A 16,792-nucleotide genomic window follows, 5' to 3' on the forward strand; every position below is an offset into this window, starting at 1 on the left:
CCGGCCGTGCTAGCTGAGCTTGAAGACCGGCAGGACCTGCCGGCCGTAAGTCGCGGTCATGATGTCGGCCGTGCCCCGGTAGAGCCCGAGGACGGCGAACACCACCGTGACGTACCCGGAAGCCTGCACGAAGCCCTTGCTTCCACTGTGGACGCCGATCATGAGGAGTACCAGCGCCGCCAGCAGCAGCACCAGCACGCTGACGAGCACCGCGTCCGTCCGCAGCGCCGAGACGAGGAAGACGAACGTGAGCACGGCGAACATCGCGAGGAACACCGTGAGCCCGCTCGACACCGCGGCGGTGGGATCGACGTTCGCCTTGGTCGCGGCTTCGACGACCTTCTCCTCGAACGTCGTCTGGATGAAGCCGTAGATGACCCAGAACGGCCCGAAGCTGCCGAACACCACGGCGCCGAACACGTTGCCGCGCACCACTTCGAGCACGGCGACGATGATCTGGATCGCGCCGCCGAAGAAGAAGGCCACCGGGATCACGAGGGCGGCACCGGCTGGGTTGACGAAGCTTCCATTGTAGAGGCCGAGCATGAGCGAGGTTGCGGAGAAGGCCAGGATCGCCCACGCGCCGGGGTCGGCGATCGGGACGGTCCGCTCGGCCGGTTGGTCGAAGGTCTGTTCGCGGGTGAGAGAGTCGTGCTGAACAACACTGGTCATACGAGTTCTCCTTGGGGGTTGGCGACCAGTAAAGGTCGTGCACGCCCGAGCGGCTACCCCCGGCCGGGGGTGACTTCGCCGTAGGGAACCCGTCCGGTGACACGCAATCCGTAGCCCTCCAGGCCGACGCGTTTGCCGGGGTTGTCGGAGAGCAGGCGCATGCTGCGGATGCCGAGATCACGCAGGATCTGGGCGCCGGTGCCGTAATCCCGTGCGTCCGCCGCGACGCCGAGCGAGACGGTGGCGTCCACAGTGTCCTGATCGGCGTCTTGCAGTTGGTACGCCTGGAGTTTGTGCAGCAGCCCGATACCGCGGGCGGCGGGACCGCGCATGTACAGCACCACTCCGCGCCCCTCGTCGGCCATTGCCTGCAGCGCGGCTTCGAGCTGCGGGCCGCAGTCGCAGCGCAGGGAGCCGAAGACGTCACCGGTCAGGCACTCGGAGTGCACCCGCACGAGGATGTCCTCGCCATCGCCGATCTCGCCGTAGACGAACGCGATGTGCTCGATCCCGTCCAGCAGACTGTCATACCCCACCGCGCGAAACGTCCCCGCGGCCAGCGGAATCCGGGCCTCGGCGACCCGCTCCACCTGCTTCTCCGTCCGACGACGGTAAGCGATCAGATCAGCGATCGTGATCACCCGAAGGTCATGATCCGCGGCGAAAACCTCAAGCTCGTCACGCCGCGCCATGTCGCCCTCGTCCTTCTGCGACACGATCTCGCACAGGACCCCGGCGGGGTTGAGCCCGGCCATACGGGCCAGGTCCACCGCGGCCTCGGTGTGACCCGGGCGCCGCAACACCCCACCCTCCTTCGCCCGCAGCGGCACCACATGCCCGGGGCGGCGGAAGTCCTTCGCCGACGCAGCCGGATCAGCCAGCAACCGCATCGTGTGCGCACGATCCGCCGCCGAAATACCCGTCGTGATGCCCTCGGCAGCATCCACCGTCACGCTGTACGCGGTCCCGCGCACGTCCTGGTTCGTGTGATACATCGGCGGCAGATCCAGCCGATCCGCCTCGGCCTCGGTCAACGCGACACACACATAACCCGAGGTGTAACGGACCATGAACGCCAGCAACTCCGGCGTCGCCTTCTCCGCCGCGAAAATCAGATCGCCCTCGTTCTCACGATCCTCATCATCGACCACCACCACAGCTTTGCCCGCCGCGATGTCCGCAATGGCGGCTTCGATCCCCTCGCCAACGGTCACCCCTTGGCCTGGCGCAGCAGGCGGCGGAACCGGAACCGCGAGCCGCTCGTCGCCGCGGCGAGGTCACCGCCGGCCAGGTCGATCGCAGCCTGATCGAGTACGGACATCACGTGTGCGTAAAGCGACGAACCGAGGCTGATCCGCTTCACACCGGCTTGGTGGAGTTCGGACACCGTCAGCGTCTTGTCCGCCGGCGACACCACGACGTTGACCGGCTTGGGCGCCACCGCCTGCACAATTTTCTCCACCGACGCGAGATCGGGCGGGAGCGGCGCGAACAGCACATCGGCGCCGGCTTCCGCGAATGCGCTGAGGCGGCGGATGGTGTCGTCGAGGTCGTTGATGCCCTGGATGAAATTGTCGGCGCGGGCCGTGACGACGATCCGCTGCTTCGCCGCCGCGACGGCGTGGCGCACGCGGTCCACCGACTCGTCGAACGGCCGGATCGGGTTCTCGCCGGTGCCGGTCGTGTCCTCGACACCGACGCCCGCCAGCCCGGCCTCGACCGCCGCCTCGACGGTGGCGGCCACATCCTCGGCGGTCTCGCCGTAGCCGTCCTCGAAGTCGCCGTTGATCGGGAGTTCGGTGAGCCGCTTGAGGAGTTTCGCGTGGTCGAGATGTTCTTCTCGGCTCACGGCGTGGCGGCCGTCGAACCGGCCCAGCGTCGCGGCGAACGCGGCCGAGCTGGTGCCGATCGCCTCGAAACCGGCGTCGGCCATGAGCAGGGCGGAGAGGCCGTCCCAGGCGTTGGGCATGACGAGGCCTTCGGGGCGGGTGTGCAGTGAGAGGAAGTGTTCGTAGATCTCGGAGCCAGGCATGGCGGCGGTCCTTCGGCAGTCGGGGTTCAGCGGTTCAGCGGGTCGGGTCGGGGAACTGGTCGTCGCGCCATTCGGTGCCGGCTTCCGCGCCGAGTTCGCGGGCCCGCAGCTCCACGCGGCGGATCTTGCCCGAGATCGTCTTGGGCAGGTCGGCGAACTCGAGGCGGCGCACGCGTTGGTACGGGGCGAGGTTCTCCCGGGCGTAGCGCAGGATGGACAGTGCCGTCTCCTTGGTGGGCTCGTGTCCGGGCGCCAGTCCGATGTAGGCCTTCGGCACCGCCAGACGGACGGGGTCCGGTGCGGGCACCACGGCCGCCTCGGCAACAGCGGGATGTTCGATGAGCACCGACTCGAGTTCGAACGGGCTGATCTTGTAGTCGCTGGCCTTGAAGACGTCGTCGGTGCGGCCGATGTAGGTGAGGTAGCCGTCTTCGTCGATCGAGGCGACGTCGCCGGTGTGGTAGTAGCCACCGGCCATGGCTTCGGCGGTGCGTTCGTCGTCGGCCAGGTAGCCGGTCATCAACGTCAGCGGACGCTGTGCCAGGTCCAGGCAGATTTCGCCCTCCCCCGGTCCTGGGACGACTTTGCCGCTCGCGGGTTCGACCAGCACGACCGGAACCCCCGGCAGCGGACGGCCCATGGAGCCCGGTTTGACGTCGGATTCGGGGGTGTTGCCGACCTGTGCGGTGGTCTCGGTCTGGCCGAAACCGTCGCGGATGGTGATGCCCCACGCCGCGCGGACGCGTTCGATCACCTCGGGGTTGAGCGGTTCTCCGGCGCCGATCGCCTCGCGCAGGCCCGCCGGGCGGTCACCGAGGTTGGTGTTGATCAGCATGCGCCAGACGGTGGGCGGCGCACAGAACGTTGTCACTTTTCGCACACGCAGCTGGTTCAGGAGCGCGGCCGGGTCGAAGCGGCTGTAGTTGTAGACGAAGATCGTCGCCTCGGCGATCCACGGGGCGAAGAAGCAGGACCACGCGTGTTTCGCCCAGCCCGGCGACGAGATGTTGAGGTGGACGTCGCCCGGCCACAGGCCGAGCCAGTACATCGTGGCGAGGTGTCCGACCGGGTAGGAGACCTGGGTGTGCTCCACAAGCTTGGGCCGCGTCGTGGTGCCGGAGGTGAAGTACAGCAGCAGCGGGTCGCCGGGTGCGGTGCCGGGGTGTTCGACCGGGGTGTGCGGCAGGTCGGCGGCTTCGTGGAGATCGGCCCAATCGGCCTGGCTTTCCGCCGGGCCAACGCTGATCCGGGTGTAGTCGCCGGGAACGTCGGCGAACTTGGGTGTGTCGGCGGAGTTGCAGATCACGTGCCGTGGCTCGCCTCGGGTGATGCGGTCGGTGAGGTCGGCGGGCCCGAGCGCGGTCGTGGTCGGCATGATCACGCCGCCGAGCTTCATGATCGCGAGCATGGTTTCCCAGAGCTCGACCTGGTTGCCGAGCATCAGCAGCACGCGGTGTCCTTTGCGGACACCCCGGTTTCGCAGCCACGTCGCCAATCGGTCGGACGCGCGGGACAGCTCACCGAACGTTCGCCGCGTCTCCGAGCCGTCTTCCTCGACGATGACGAGGGCCGGGCGGTCGTTGTCGGCGTTGTCGCGGGCGACGGCGTCGAACCAGTCGACGGCCCAGTTGAACCGCGCGCCGAGGTCGGGCCAGCGGAACTCCTCGACCGCGCGCACGTGCTTGCCGCGCAACGCCAGCAGCTGGTCGCGGCTCGCCTTGTAGGCCCGGTGTGCGTCGCTCGTCGTCAACAGCGAACCTTCCTTCGGCGTGATACCGCGACTATGCGTTTTCCGGCCGGTCCGTCGCTACCCTTGAACGGGGGTAACCGCGTTGAAGGCCGGTTTTCGTTTTGCGACAATCAATCCCGTGCCGCACGACGTTCGGAGCTCCGCTCCCGCGCGCGTGCGCGCGTGACTCCCGTTCAACAGTGGACTTCTATTCCACAGTGGACTCTTGCTACTTCCGAAGGAGGACCCGTGCCCTTCGACACCGACCGCTTACCGTCGTGGCTGGTCTGGCAGCAGCGCCCGTTCCCCGACGCGAACCTGCTCCTGCTGCCCGGCCGGCAGCCGGCGCTGGTCGACAGCGGCTTCGTCGGGCACGCGGAAGAGACGGCCGAGTGGGTCCGCGCGCACACCGCGTCGCTCGACCTGGTCGTGAACACCCACTGGCACTGCGACCACGTCGGCGGCAACGCCCTGCTGCAGAAGAACGGCGCCGGCATCGCCGCCAGCGCCCGCGACGCACTCGCCGTCGCCCGCCGCGATCCCGGCTGCTGCCAGACGGAATACCTCGACCAGCCCGTGCCGCCCTACTCCGTCGACGAACTGCTCGACGACGGACAGGTGTTGTTACTCGGCGACACCGAATGGGAGGTAATCCGAACACCCGGCCACACCCCGGGCCACCTCGCCCTCTGGCAACCGGACGAACGCCTCCTCGCCGTCGGGGACGCGTTGTCGGACTACGACGTCGGCTGGGTGAACCTCGCGCTCGACGGTCCGGATGCCACCACCACCGCGCTCAGTTCCGTACAACACCTGATCGATCTCGAACCCCGCGTGCTCCTTCCCGCACACGGCCCCATCCCCGCCGACACGGGCGCCGCCCTCGCCAACGCCGCGCGCCGCGCCCGGCGCCTCGTCGACGACCCCGACGGCGCCGTCTGGTACGGCGCCCGCCGCGTCTTCGCCTACGCCCTCATGATCCGCGACGGCATCCCCACCGACGCGGTCGAGCCCTACCTGCACGCCCGCGCCTGGCTCAAGGACGCCGCCTGGCTGCTGCGCCGCTCCCCCGAGTCCCTCGCCACGGAACTCATCACCACCATGCTCCGCGCCGGCTCCATCCTTTCCCGCGACGGCAAACTCCACGCCGCCGCCGAACACACACCCGTCCCACCCTCGTCGCTGCAGCAACCCCCACCGGCGACCTGGCCGGCCGTCGAAGCCGCCCGCCTGCCGTGACTCCGTGTGCGAATCCGCACAACCCAAACACCCGCTGGCCGCCTGCCGCGAAGCGCGCATCGGCCCACTCCAGGCGCCGCAGCCGCCGAAATCCTCAACGGCCGTCGAAGAGCCGCGCGGTACTGACATCCCTGTCACCACAACGGAAATCTCGCTTGGGAGCTGAACGTGCACGAGTCCACGCAGAGTCGGGTCGCCTGGGTGCGGGCGGCGGCCGCGTTGTTCGGCGTTGCGTGGGGGGCCAACCACTTCACGCCGCTGTTGCTGGTCTACCGGGGTGAGCTCGGGTTGCCGGAGTCGGCGGTGACGAGCATTTTCGGCATTTACGCCGTGGGGCTGGTGCCGGCGTTGATCTTCAGCGGGCGGGCGGCGGACCGGTACGGGCGGCGCGCCGTGTTGCGGCCGGCGATGCTCGTCTCGGTGCTGGCCACGCTCGTGCTGATGCTCGGCCCGGTGTGGTGGCCGTCGCTGTACGTCGGGCGGTTCCTGGCCGGCGTCGCGTCCGGCGCGGCCTACAGCGCGGGCACCGCGTGGGTGACCGAGCTGTCCACGCCCGGCCGTGGGGCCCGCCGCTCGGCCGCCGCGTTGTCGCTGGGGTTCGGGATCGGGCCGTTGCTGGCGGGCGCGCTCGCGCAGTGGTTGCCGTGGCCGGTGGAGCTGCCGTATGTCGTGCACCTGGCGTTGATGGCCGGAGTGCTCGTGCTCGCTTGGCGGGTGCCGGAAACCGCGCCGGCGCTCGCGCGGGCCGAGCGTGCGCAGTGGCTGCCACGGCCGGCGGTGTCGCGTCACTTCCTGCTCGGCGTGGTGCCGTGGGCGCCGTGGGTGTTCGGGACGGTCGCGATCAGCATCGCGACGCTGCCCGCGTTGTTACCCAGCCACACGGCGAGCGCGATCAGCACACCCGTCGCGTTCAGCGGGCTGGTCGGCGGGCTGACGCTGCCGCTCGGCGCGCTCGTCCAGCCGATCGCGCGCCGGCTCGCGCACGCCGGGCACCTGCACGCGCCCGTGGCCGGGCTGCTCGTCACCGCACTCGGCCTGGCCGGCACGGCACTCGTCGCGTGGCACCCGGTCACCCCGCTGGTCCTCGTGACGGCCGTGGTCCTCGGCACCGGCTACGGCATCCTCATGGTCACCGGCCTGGACAAAGTGGAACGCATGGCCGAGCAGCACGAGTTCGCAGGGCTCGTCAGCATCTTCTACGCGCTGGCCTACCTCGGGTTCGCCGCGCCGTACCTGCTCGCCGCGCTCGCCGGCGGCGCCTCCTACGCGCTGTGGCTCGTGATCGCCGCGCTGGCCACCCTCGCCACCATCCCCCTCATGATGCTCGGCGGCCAACCCCTGACCCTCCCCTCGGCAGATGGAGACCGACATGAACCAGCCGTTCGCGAACCCTGACTTCGCAGCCTTCCGCATGTCCGAAGAACACCACGAACTGCGAGCAACCGTACGTTCCCTGTGCGAAAAACAAATCACCCCCCACGCCGCGGACGTCGACGAGAACTCGCGCTTCCCCGAAGAAGCTCGCGCCGCGCTGACGGCGGCCGGGTTCCACGCGATCCACGTCCCCGAGCAGTACGGCGGCGAAGGCGCGGACGGCCTGGCCGCCTGCCTCGTGATCGAGGAGGTCGCCCGGGTGTGCGTCAGCTCGTCGCTGATCCCGGCGGTCAACAAGCTGGGCAGCATGCCCGTGCTGCTGTCGGCGTCCGAGGACCTCAAGAAGCAGGTCCTGCCGACGTTGGCAAACGGACAGGCGTTGTTCGCCTACGGACTTTCCGAGCGAGAATCCGGCTCAGACGCTGTTGCGATGAAAACAAAGGCCCGGCTCGACGGCGACCACTGGGTCCTCAACGGCGCCAAAGCGTGGATCAGCAACTCCGGCGTGGCGACCTGGTACACCGTGTTCGCCGTGACCGACGCTGACCAGGGCGCGGCCGGCATCTCGGCCTTCGTGGTCCACGCCGACGACCCGGGCTTCGAGGTCGGCGCGAAGGAACGCAAGCTCGGCATCAAGGGTTCCCCGACGTGCGAGCTCTACTTCACCGACTGCACCGTCCCGGCCGACCGGATCGTCGGTGAACCCGGCACGGGTTTCAAGACCGCGATGCGCACTTTCGATCACACCCGACCCACCATCGGCGCCCAAGCGGTGGGAATCGCACAGGGCGCGCTCGATGCTTCACGCGCGTATGTCAAAGAACGCACACAGTTCGGCAAGACGATCGCCGAGTTCCAGGGTGTGCAGTTCATGCTCGCCGACATGGCCATGAAGATCGAGGCCGCCCGCAGCCTCGTGTACCTGGCCGCAGCGAAGGTCGAGCGGGGTGAGCCCGACAAGACCTTTTTCGCCAGCAGCGCGAAATGTTTCGCGTCCGACGTGGCCATGCAGGTGACCACCGACGCCGTCCAGCTGTTCGGCGGCGCCGGCTACACCCGCGACTTCCCGGTGGAACGCATGATGCGCGACGCGAAGATCACGCAGATCTACGAGGGCACCAACCAGATCCAGCGAATGGTGATGGCGCGTGCGCTGCTCAAAGGTTGACTTCCGCACACGCCGTTGCGAGACGGCGAACACCTTCGGTGATTTCCTGCGCACCCGAGGTGTCGGCGAACCCCAGCCGCAGGTGCGGAGCCGGGGCCTCGGCGGCGAAGTACCCACGGCCGGGCGACACCGCCACCCCGGCACGCAGAGCTGCGGAGGTGAGGGCAGTTTCATCCGTCCCGGCCGGCAGGCGCAACCACAGGTAGTGGCCACCCGTCGGCACCCTCGGCGGAGCAAGCGAAGGCAGCTCCCGCTGGAGCGCGCCCACCATCGCGTCACGGCGCTCCCGCAGCCCCGCCGCGAGCGCACGCAGGTGCCGCGGCCACGACGGCGCCGCCACGAGGTCCAAAGTGGCCTCCTGGAACGGCCTCGGCACGAAGAAGCTGTCCACCACCTGGATGGCGCGCAGGCGTTCCAGCACCGGTCCCCGCGCGGCGAGCGCTGCGACGCGCAGGTTGGGCGACGTGGCTTTCGTCAACGATCCCAAGTGGACCACCGAACCGTGGGGATCGTCCGCGACCAACGGAGCCGGCACCGGCCCACCGTGCCCGAGGTGGCGCGCCCAGTCGTCCTCGAGCAGGAACGCACCGGCCGCGTGCACGATCTCCAACAGCTCACGCCTCCGCTCCGGCGCGAGCACGGCCCCGGTCGGGTTCTGGAACAGCGGCTGGCAGTAGAACACCTTCGCCCCGGTCGCCGCGAGCACCTCCTGCAGGAGTTCGAGCCGCACCCCACCGTCGTCCACCGGAACGGGCACCGGGCGCAACCCGGCCGCGCGAGCGGCGGCGAGCACCCCGGGATACGTCGGCGACTCGACCAGGACCGCGGATCCCGGCGGCGCGAGCGCGCGCAACGCGGTACTCAGCGCCGCCTGGCCACCACCACTGATCAGCACCTCGGCCGGAGTGAGCCCCAGCTCCCGCGCGAACCACGCCCGCAACGCCGTCAGCCCGGCCAGCGGCGGCCGCTCCCACGCTCCTGGGCGGCGGGCCGCCGAAGCCAACGCGGTGGCCATCGCGCGTTCCGGCTGCAGAGAAGCGTGGAGATAACCACCGTTGAACGCGATCACGTCCGGCGGCGGCACAGCCAGGTTGGCGCTCAACCCGGACGCGTCGACCACCCGCTCGCCACCCTGGTCATCCGCCGTGAGCGCGATCTCCTGCCACGACGTGTCGACGACCGGCTTCTCGAGGACAACCGTCTCCGCGCGATACGCACCGGCCCCCGGCCGTGTCACCACCAGCCCCTCTGCCGCGAGCACGGCGAGCGCGCGCGACACCGTCACGGGACTGACCCCGAAGCGTTCGACCAGAGCCCGGCTCGACGGCAGTTTCTCACCCGGCGAGTAGTGATTGAGCTCATTTCGCAGCACATTGGCCACGTTTCGCGCACTGCTATCCTGGGACATGAAGGTGAATGATAGCGCTATCGTTCGCACGGGCGTAGCAGTCGGCGTCCTGCCCTCGGCGCTCGACGCGATCGGCAACACCCCGATGGTCCAGCTCGACCGCGTCACCGACGGCGTCGACGGGACCCTGTTGGCCAAGCTCGAGTACCTCAACCCCGGCGGGTCCAAAAAGGACCGTGTCGCGAAACGGATCATCCAGGCCGCCGAGGAAACCGGGGCGCTGCGGCCCGGCCAGCCCGTGGTCGAGCTCACCAGCGGCAACACCGGTGCCGGCCTCGCCATCGCGTGCGCGGTGACCGGCCACCCGTTCGTCGCCGTCCTGTCGCGCGGGAGCTCGACCGAACGCGCGCGCATGATCGCCGCGCTCGGCGCCGAGGTCGTGCTCGTCGACCAGGCCCCCGGTTCCGTGCCTGGCCGCGTTTCGGGCGCGGACCTGGCGCTGGTGGAAAAGCAAGCCCGGTTGATCACCCAGTCACGCGGAGCGTTCCGTTCCGATCAGTTCGAAAACCACCACAACGTCGAGGCCCACTACACCGGCACCGGCCCTGAGATCTGGGCGCAGACCGGCGGCCGGCTCGACGCGTTCGCCGATTTCGTCGGCACCGGCGGCTGCCTGGCGGGCGTGACGCGGGCGCTGAAGGAGCGGGACCCGGCCATCCGGTGCTTCGCCGTCGAACCCGAGGGCGCCGCGGTGCTCGCCGGACACGAGGTGTTCGAATCCCACCACCCCATCCAGGGCGGCGGCTTCGGTCACGGCGACCTCACACATCTGCGTGACGTGCCCCTCGACGGCTACCTCCAGGTCACCGGCGACGAAGCCCGCCGGACCTCCCGCCTGCTCGCCACCCGCGAAGGCATCTTCGCCGGCTTCTCCGCCGGTGCCAACGTCGCCGCGGCCCTCCGCCTCCTGCGGCACGAGCTCGCCGGCGCCACGGTCGCCGTCGTGATCCCCGACTCGGGCCTGAAGTACCTGTCGACGGACCTGTGGGAGTAGCCGTGGCCTCATCGCCGTCCGGCGAACCGCGCCGGACTCACGCCCAGCATGCGCTTGAAGTGCCGGGTCAGGTGCGACTGGTCGTAGAAGCCGACCTCGGTGGCGACCGCCGCGGCCGGCACACCGGCCAGCAGCAGCCGCCGCGCCAGTTCCACGCGACGGCCGGTGAGGTACAGGTGCGGCGGCAGCGAAAACCGCCGGGAGAACGCGCGGACCAAGTGCGTCGGGTCCGCGTGCAGCAAGCGCGCCGCCTCGTCGAGCGGCAGCGCGGGGACTACCCGCGAGTCCAGCAGATCGCGCAGGTCGTCGGCCAGCCCGCGGTCGGGCTCGCGGCGGACCACGTCGTGGCGCAGGTGTGTGCCGAGACGTTCGAAAATGAACGCGAGCCGGCTCTGCGCCTCGAACTCGTCGCCCGGCGCGGCGAGCGTGTCGTGCAGCCGGCTGATCCGGTTCGCCAGCTTCGGATCCCGCAGGTTCGGCTGGTCGGTCGCCGGGCCGATCAAGCGCGCGTCAAGCGCGTCCTCGGGCAGGTAGAGCACGCGCTTGCGGAACCCGTGCGGCGCCGCGGTGCGGCCGTTGTGCGGCACGTGCGGCGGCAGGAGCACGACCTGAGAACGCAGGGTGCCGTGCTCGTGGCGATCGAGGTCGTACTGGAGCACGCCGTCATCGAGGATCAGCAGCGTCCACACGGTGTGCGTGTGCACGGGGTAGGCGTGCTGCACGAAGTGCGCGTGGAACACCTCGCTGATGCCGGGAACGCCGGGGCTCCAAGCGGTGATCTCGGATTCGCCTGCCATGCAAGGAACGTACAAGAAATCCGCGCGCGGGGCGGCGAGGATCGGTGTGATCCCCAGTTTCTTCCCGTACCCGCAACGAAGTGGACCGAACTCATGCCCGAACAACACGACGGTGGCGTCGCTCCGTACTCGTACCTGCTTATCACGATGGTGTTGTTCGGGGCGGCTTTCACCAGCTCGAAGGTCGTGGTGGGTGAGCTGCCGCACGAGGTCGCCGCGTGCCTGCGCTTCGGGGCGGGGGCGGTGATCCTGGTGGTGTTGTTGTGCGTGCGGCCGGGTTCGGCGCGCTTTTCGTGGCGTGACCTCGCCCGAGCCGGGCTGGTCGGGCTCGTCGGGGTGTTCGCGTACAACTTCTTTTTCTTCTGGGGGCTTTCCCTCGCCCCCGCGATCGACGGCACCATCATCGTGCCCGTGCTCAGTCCCGTGCTGACCACGCTGTACTTCCTCGTGACCCGCAAAGAATCGGCGTCCGGTGCGCGGATCGCCGGGCTGGTCCTGGGGATCGCGGGCTCGGTCGTTTTCTTCGTCGGTGTCGGTGGGGGTGGCACGGGGTTCAGCGGAACCCGCCTCGCCGGTGACTTCGTCTACCTGGCGGGCGCGGCGTGCTGGGCGTCCTACAGCATCGCGTCGAAGAAGGTGCTGAGCGGGATGGAACCGTTGCGGGCCACGACGTATGCCACGGGTGTGGGTGCGCTGGCATTGGTGCTTGTCGCAATTCCCTCGTTTTCTGGTACTGAGTGGACATCGGTCTCCACGCTCACCTGGGGGAACCTCGTGTTCCTCGCGATCGGCCCGACAGCCATCGCGTACCTGTTCTACTACCGGGGATTGCGGGCTGTCAGTCCCGTGACCGCGACGATCACCATGTTCGCGGTGCCCTTGTTCGGCACGGTGACTTCCGTGGTGTTCCTGGGTGAGTCGTTCACGACCGTGCAGATCGCGGGTGCGGTGATCACCGTCGTCGGGGCACTGCTCGCCGTCACCCAGGGAAAAATCTTCACCTCCTCTGATCGAAAAACCTCCGAACGAAAGAAGGTGCAACGGTGACCGACGCCGTCGTGGAGTTGCTGAGAGAACGCAGGCGCAGCGGGAGCACTCCCGGAAACCGCGATGACGGCGCTCGCCTGGTGTTGCTGATCGAGGGCGGGAGCTCGCGAGGTGCGTATTCGAGCGGCATGACGATCGCCATCGAACAGCTCGGGTTGCTGCCGATGTTCGACGCGGTCTACGGCAGCTCGGCGGGCGCGCTCAACGGTGCGTGGCTGCTGTGCGGACGCGCGGAAAGCACCCAGCACGCGTGGTGGGACCCGAGGATCATGGGCCGGACCATCGACCCCAAGCGAATCCTGAGCCGGCGGCCGGTGGTGGACACGGAGTTCCTCGTCCACACCCTCTACACCCAGATCGTGCCGATGGGGTTCCGGGAGATCCTCGACAACCCCGTCGAGTTCCACCCCACGGCCACCGACGCGATGACCGGCGAGTCCGCGGACCTGCACGAGCACCTCCACGACCAGGCCGGCTTGCAGGCCGCGCTGCGTGCGTCGACGGCCATGCCCCTGCTCGCGGGCGAACCGATCGTGATCGGCGGACGACATTTCGTGGACGCCGGGGTGAGCGAATCCGTTCCCGTGCGAACAGCGCTTGCGCAGAAAGCAACACACCTCGTCGCGTTTCGCACGCGACGGTTGGACGAGGGCGCGGCGACGGCACCGTCGCGCGGGGAGCGGCTGGTCGCGTCGCGCTGGTTCGCCCGCCACGCACCGGGAGCACTCGAGACGTGGCTGGACCGCGCGGCGCTCAGGGCCGAAGAGGAACGACTGCTGGCATCGCATCCCGCGACGCTGCAAGTCCGCCCGCCCGTCGGCAGCGCCCACATCGGCCGCACCGAGCGCCGCCCGCACCTGATGCGCGCCGCGGTGGACACCGGACTCCAAGCGGCGCTGAACGAACTCTCCGCTGTGAAGGAAACACCATGACCAACACCACCGATGCCGAACGCGTGCGCGTCGTCTCCTGGGCCGACCACCTCGCGTTCGCCACCGCGGCCACCGAGCTCAGCGGCCTGGACTTCCTCCGGGCCATGGCCCGCGGCGACCTCCCCTCCGCGCCGATGATGGACCTCGTCGGCCTCCGCCTGATCTCGGCGTCACCCGGCGAGACCGTCTTCCGCCTCACCCCGGGCGAATACCACTACAACCCGATGTGGACCGTCCACGGCGGCCTCTACGCCACGATGCTCGACTCGGCGGCCGCGTGCGCCGTGCACACGACCCTCCCCGTCGGCAGCGGGTTCAGCACCCTGGACCTCTCCGTCCGCTTCCTCAAGGCCGTCCGCATCGACACGGGCCCGATCACGGCCACCGGTCGCGTCCTGCATTCCGGACCCCAGGTCGTGCTGGCTGAAGCACGCCTGGAGGACACCTCCGGCACGCTCCTGGCCACGGCGACGGCGAACTGCTTCGTGTCCCGAGCGTCCGGTACGTAACGAAGGAGACGAATGCCGCGATCGAGTGATCGTCCAGCGGATCCGAGGAGCAGCCTGTGTCACCACGCGCCATCGTCGCGTTCGTCAGCGTCGCGGCCATCGTCATCGGGGTGTTCCTCTCGTTGCGCGGCCTCATCGGAGGCCCCGACTTCGTGACCCCCGCCGGCGCGGCGTGTGACCCCGCGATCGCGTGGCAGGACTACTCACTCGGCGACTGCTTCCCCGTGGAGCGGCAAAGCCCGGCGTTCGCCCTCGTCCTCGCGCACGTCGGGCTCCTCGGGCTGATCTACGCGCGCCTGCTCATGACCCGGAGGAGGAAGCTCAGCGTGCGGTGACGCGACCCAGAAAGGCGACGTCCGCGGCGCCCGTGTCCGCGAAGCTCACGCCGCCCTCGTAGACGTCGTAGTCGGTAGGCGTTTGTTTTCCCCCACGCGTGTTGGTTTTCTTTCGCGGCGAGGTAGGCGCGGTCGATGTCCGTGGAGTCGGTGACGGTGAACTCCGCGACCGCGGAGCCGTCGTGCGGGTTCGAGTCGCGCAGCTGTTTGCCGCTGCTACCCACTCGCCCGCAAGCTTGGCCTGGCGCCGCCCGGTCCGGCGCGCGGCGATGGTGGCGGTGCCGTTGCTGCTGGTGGTTCTCGAACACGACTCGATGGCGCCGATCGCCCCGGCTCTGCGCCTCGCGGCCACCGCGCCGTCGGCCGAGCTGCACCGGGTTCCGGCGGCCACCGGCGGACGGTGTTCGAGCAGGCGATCCGGTACGTCGAGGACCACGGAGGCGAGATCACCGAGGTGATCATCGACGAACTCGGCGGCACCCGCCTGAAGGCCACGTTCGAGACCGGCCTGGTCGGCGCGATCAAGGCCGGCGGCCTCGCCGCGTTCGCGACCCGGTTCCGGCGCGCCGGAACCGGGTCGCGAGTGTCGTGTTCGACTACCGCGGCTTCGGCGGCTCCGAGCAGCAGACGCGCGACACCCACCGGTTCGCGGTAGACGCGGTTCTCCTTGTCCTCGATCGGCGAGGGCAGGACGCGACGAAGTGGTTTCCTTGCCGCGCCAGCGCGAGGACTACCGCACGGTCGTCGGCTGGGCAGCGGCCCAGCCGACGCTCGACGCGAGCCGGATCGTCGTGTGGGGCACGTCTTTCGCCGGGCTGCACGTGGTGGATCTCGCCGTCACGGACCGGCTGATCGCCGGCGCGATCGCGCAGTCTCCGCTCGTTGACGCGGTGGCGGCCGCGCGGCTCGTTCCGACCGGCCAGTCGCTGCGGCTGTTCGGGCCGGCCGCGCAGGACGCAGTCGGCGGGCCGCTGGGCCGGCCGCCGCGGTACGCCCCCGGGGCAGGCGATCCCGGCGACCTCGCCATCGGCACCACGCCGGACTCGCGGTTCGGCGAACGCCTGATGAACCCGGACGAAGGCACGGTCTGGCGCAACCAGGTCGCCGCGCGTTCGCTGCTCAATGAACTGCTTGTCGAGATCGGCCCATCCGGCGGCCAGAGCCGAGATCATGCTCCACCGATAGCACGATGTCGGCTCCGATCCCGCTGTGCGGCAAGGGAAATCGGTAACCTACGCCAAGGTCTGGCCGAACAGCTACGGATGTCTGTCCCCGAGTACGGAGTGACCACCCGGACAGACATCACTGACCGTTCAGCCCACTTTCGGGGCAAATCGCCCGGACGGGCGCACACTGTGACCGCGGAGCAGCCGCTCGCCCTCCCCCAGCTGCTCCGCCCCCTCACCGGCAGGTGGTGCCGGAGTCCCGCGAGACCCGTCACCGCCTGCTTTCCCATTTGCCGTAGAGGAGACGATGTTTGCCTCCTCGGCAAACCGCAGGCATAGTGCAGAGGAGCCAGCACCCGCAAGCGAGGAGGACGAGCGTGAGCACTTCCACCGAAGCCCCGGAGACCGGCACCGCCGACCAGCTCGACCTGGGCGACCTGCCTGCGGAGGCGGGCACGGTCGAAGCCGAACGCGCGGCGCGCAAACGCGATCTCGCCGTGGCGTTGCGGCTGTTCGCCCGCTACGGCTTCGACGAGGGGATCGCCGGGCACCTCACCGTGCGCGATCCCGAGTTCCCGGACCGGTTCTGGGTCAACCCCTACGCAGTGCACTTCTCCCGCATCAAGGTCAGCGACCTGCTCCTCATCGACGAGAACGGCAAAGTCGCCGAAGGTTCCCGGCGGACGAACAAGGCCGCGTTCTGGATCCACTCCTCGGTGCACCGGGCGCGCCCGGACGTCGTGGCGGTGGCCCACGCGCACAGCGTGTACGGCCGCGCGTTCGCCGCGCTCGGAAAGGTACTCGCGCCGATCATCCAGGAATCCTGCGCGTTCTACGGCGATCATGTCCTGTTCGACGAGTACCAGGGTCTTGTGCTGGAGAAGACAGAAGGTGAGCGGATTGCCACACGTCTTGGTGGACAACGCGCAGCAATCCTGCGCCACCACGGACTGCTCACCGTCGGCCGGTCCGTGGCCGAGGCCGCGTGGTGGTTCATCGCCATGGACCGCGCGTGCCACATGCAGCTGCTCGCCGACGCCGCGGGCACCCCGCGCGTCATGACGGACGAGGAAGCGACGCTGGCCCACCGCCAGTTCGGCAGCGCCACAATGGCGCGCCACAGTTTTAACATCATGGCGGACGTCGTGGTGGAAACCGAACCCGACGTGCTCGACTGACACCGTTCAACGTTCCCCGCGCACCACCGGGCCACCTCACCACGGCCCGCCGGTGCGCGTTTTCGAACAGCCCGCGTCCGAATCCGATACCCGCCACTACTGCGGTCTCTTGGCGCGGCGCACCGGCGCTTCCCAGGTCCGAGCCTGCGCAAAGCCGGACACGGGCCGGGGGGCCCGGGGGGGGGGGCCCGGCGGGCGGGCCCGCCGGGGCG

General features: G+C 69.3%; 16 protein-coding genes and 1 pseudogene. 11 read left to right on the plus strand and 6 right to left on the minus strand.

Annotation, left to right across the window (positions count from 1 at the left end; all coding sequences use genetic code 11):
• Positions 1-9: 9 nt before the first annotated feature.
• The 4 genes and pseudogenes from ABZU76_RS39885 to ABZU76_RS39900 all read right to left on the minus strand — a co-directional run bounded on the left by ABZU76_RS39885 (position 10) and on the right by ABZU76_RS39900 (position 4,454).
• On the minus strand, positions 10-672 hold the full coding sequence (locus ABZU76_RS39885; protein WP_354879896.1) for an acetate uptake transporter: 663 nt from the start codon (positions 670-672) through the stop codon (positions 10-12).
• Positions 673-755: 83 nt separating this feature from the next.
• Positions 756-1,886, minus strand: a pseudogene (locus ABZU76_RS39890) (bifunctional 3,4-dihydroxy-2-butanone-4-phosphate synthase/GTP cyclohydrolase II); the annotation flags it as partial.
• Positions 1,883-2,704, minus strand: a complete 822-nt coding sequence (locus tag ABZU76_RS39895; RefSeq protein WP_354879899.1) for an isocitrate lyase/phosphoenolpyruvate mutase family protein — start codon at positions 2,702-2,704, stop codon at positions 1,883-1,885. The pseudogene ABZU76_RS39890 and the gene ABZU76_RS39895, both read right to left, overlap by 4 nt.
• A 34-nt stretch (positions 2,705-2,738) precedes the next feature.
• A complete protein-coding gene (locus tag ABZU76_RS39900; protein ID WP_354879902.1) occupies positions 2,739-4,454 on the minus strand; it encodes an AMP-binding protein in 1,716 nt (571 codons plus the stop codon).
• Positions 4,455-4,682: 228 nt separating this feature from the next.
• Here ABZU76_RS39900 and ABZU76_RS39905 point away from each other — a divergent pair, with 228 nt between their 5' ends.
• The 3 genes from ABZU76_RS39905 to ABZU76_RS39915 all read left to right on the plus strand — a co-directional run bounded on the left by ABZU76_RS39905 (position 4,683) and on the right by ABZU76_RS39915 (position 8,214).
• Complete coding sequence (locus tag ABZU76_RS39905; protein ID WP_354879905.1) at positions 4,683-5,672, plus strand: MBL fold metallo-hydrolase; 990 nt, start codon at positions 4,683-4,685, stop codon at positions 5,670-5,672.
• A gap of 168 nt (positions 5,673-5,840) precedes the next feature.
• Complete coding sequence (locus tag ABZU76_RS39910) at positions 5,841-7,067, plus strand: MFS transporter (RefSeq protein ID WP_354879908.1); 1,227 nt, start codon at positions 5,841-5,843, stop codon at positions 7,065-7,067.
• Positions 7,042-8,214, plus strand: a complete 1,173-nt coding sequence (locus ABZU76_RS39915) for an acyl-CoA dehydrogenase family protein (protein WP_354879911.1) — start codon at positions 7,042-7,044, stop codon at positions 8,212-8,214. Before ABZU76_RS39910 ends, ABZU76_RS39915 begins: the two co-directional genes overlap by 26 nt.
• Here the strand turns inward: ABZU76_RS39915 and ABZU76_RS39920 are convergent.
• Positions 8,204-9,622: a PLP-dependent aminotransferase family protein gene (locus tag ABZU76_RS39920; protein ID WP_354879914.1), complete on the minus strand. Its 1,419-nt coding sequence runs from the start codon at positions 9,620-9,622 to the stop codon at positions 8,204-8,206. The two genes, ABZU76_RS39915 and ABZU76_RS39920, sit on opposite strands and share 11 nt — an antisense overlap.
• Before the next feature lie 4 nt (positions 9,623-9,626).
• Between ABZU76_RS39920 and ABZU76_RS39925 the strand changes: the two genes are divergently transcribed.
• Positions 9,627-10,616 (plus strand): cysteine synthase family protein, encoded by a 990-nt coding sequence (locus tag ABZU76_RS39925; RefSeq protein WP_354879917.1) that lies wholly within the window; start codon positions 9,627-9,629, stop codon positions 10,614-10,616.
• Between the two features lie 8 nt (positions 10,617-10,624).
• On the opposite strand, the gene ABZU76_RS39930 is transcribed toward ABZU76_RS39925, so the two are convergent.
• Entirely contained in the window at positions 10,625-11,413 is a 789-nt protein-coding gene (locus ABZU76_RS39930; protein ID WP_354879920.1) for an AraC family transcriptional regulator, read from the minus strand.
• Positions 11,414-11,506: 93 nt separating this feature from the next.
• On the opposite strand from ABZU76_RS39930, the gene ABZU76_RS39935 reads away from it, so the two are divergent.
• The 7 genes from ABZU76_RS39935 (at position 11,507) to ABZU76_RS39965 (ending at position 16,580) form a co-directional block, all read left to right on the plus strand.
• Positions 11,507-12,460, plus strand: coding sequence for a DMT family transporter (locus tag ABZU76_RS39935; RefSeq protein WP_354879923.1), 954 nt, complete (start codon positions 11,507-11,509; stop codon positions 12,458-12,460).
• Positions 12,457-13,392 carry a patatin family protein gene (locus ABZU76_RS39940; protein WP_354879926.1) on the plus strand — a complete coding sequence of 312 codons (936 nt, stop codon included), beginning with the start codon at positions 12,457-12,459 and terminating at the stop codon, positions 13,390-13,392. The genes ABZU76_RS39935 and ABZU76_RS39940 overlap by 4 nt, the downstream gene beginning before the upstream one ends.
• A complete protein-coding gene (locus ABZU76_RS39945; RefSeq protein WP_354879929.1) occupies positions 13,389-13,901 on the plus strand; it encodes a PaaI family thioesterase in 513 nt (170 codons plus the stop codon). The genes ABZU76_RS39940 and ABZU76_RS39945 overlap by 4 nt, the downstream gene beginning before the upstream one ends.
• Positions 13,902-13,957: 56 nt before the next feature.
• On the plus strand, positions 13,958-14,236 hold the full coding sequence (locus ABZU76_RS39950; protein WP_354879932.1) for a hypothetical protein: 279 nt from the start codon (positions 13,958-13,960) through the stop codon (positions 14,234-14,236).
• Positions 14,237-14,636: 400 nt separating this feature from the next.
• Positions 14,637-14,891, plus strand: a complete 255-nt coding sequence (locus ABZU76_RS39955) for a hypothetical protein (protein WP_354879934.1) — start codon at positions 14,637-14,639, stop codon at positions 14,889-14,891.
• A gap of 46 nt (positions 14,892-14,937) precedes the next feature.
• Positions 14,938-15,741, plus strand: coding sequence for a hypothetical protein (locus ABZU76_RS39960; protein ID WP_354879936.1), 804 nt, complete (start codon positions 14,938-14,940; stop codon positions 15,739-15,741).
• A gap of 38 nt (positions 15,742-15,779) precedes the next feature.
• Complete coding sequence (locus tag ABZU76_RS39965; protein WP_354879939.1) at positions 15,780-16,580, plus strand: class II aldolase/adducin family protein; 801 nt, start codon at positions 15,780-15,782, stop codon at positions 16,578-16,580.
• Positions 16,581-16,792: the final 212 nt, after the last annotated feature.

The organism is Amycolatopsis sp. NPDC005232 (assembly GCF_040607795.1).
In the GTDB taxonomy this organism is placed as follows: Bacteria; Actinomycetota; Actinomycetes; order Mycobacteriales; family Pseudonocardiaceae; genus Amycolatopsis.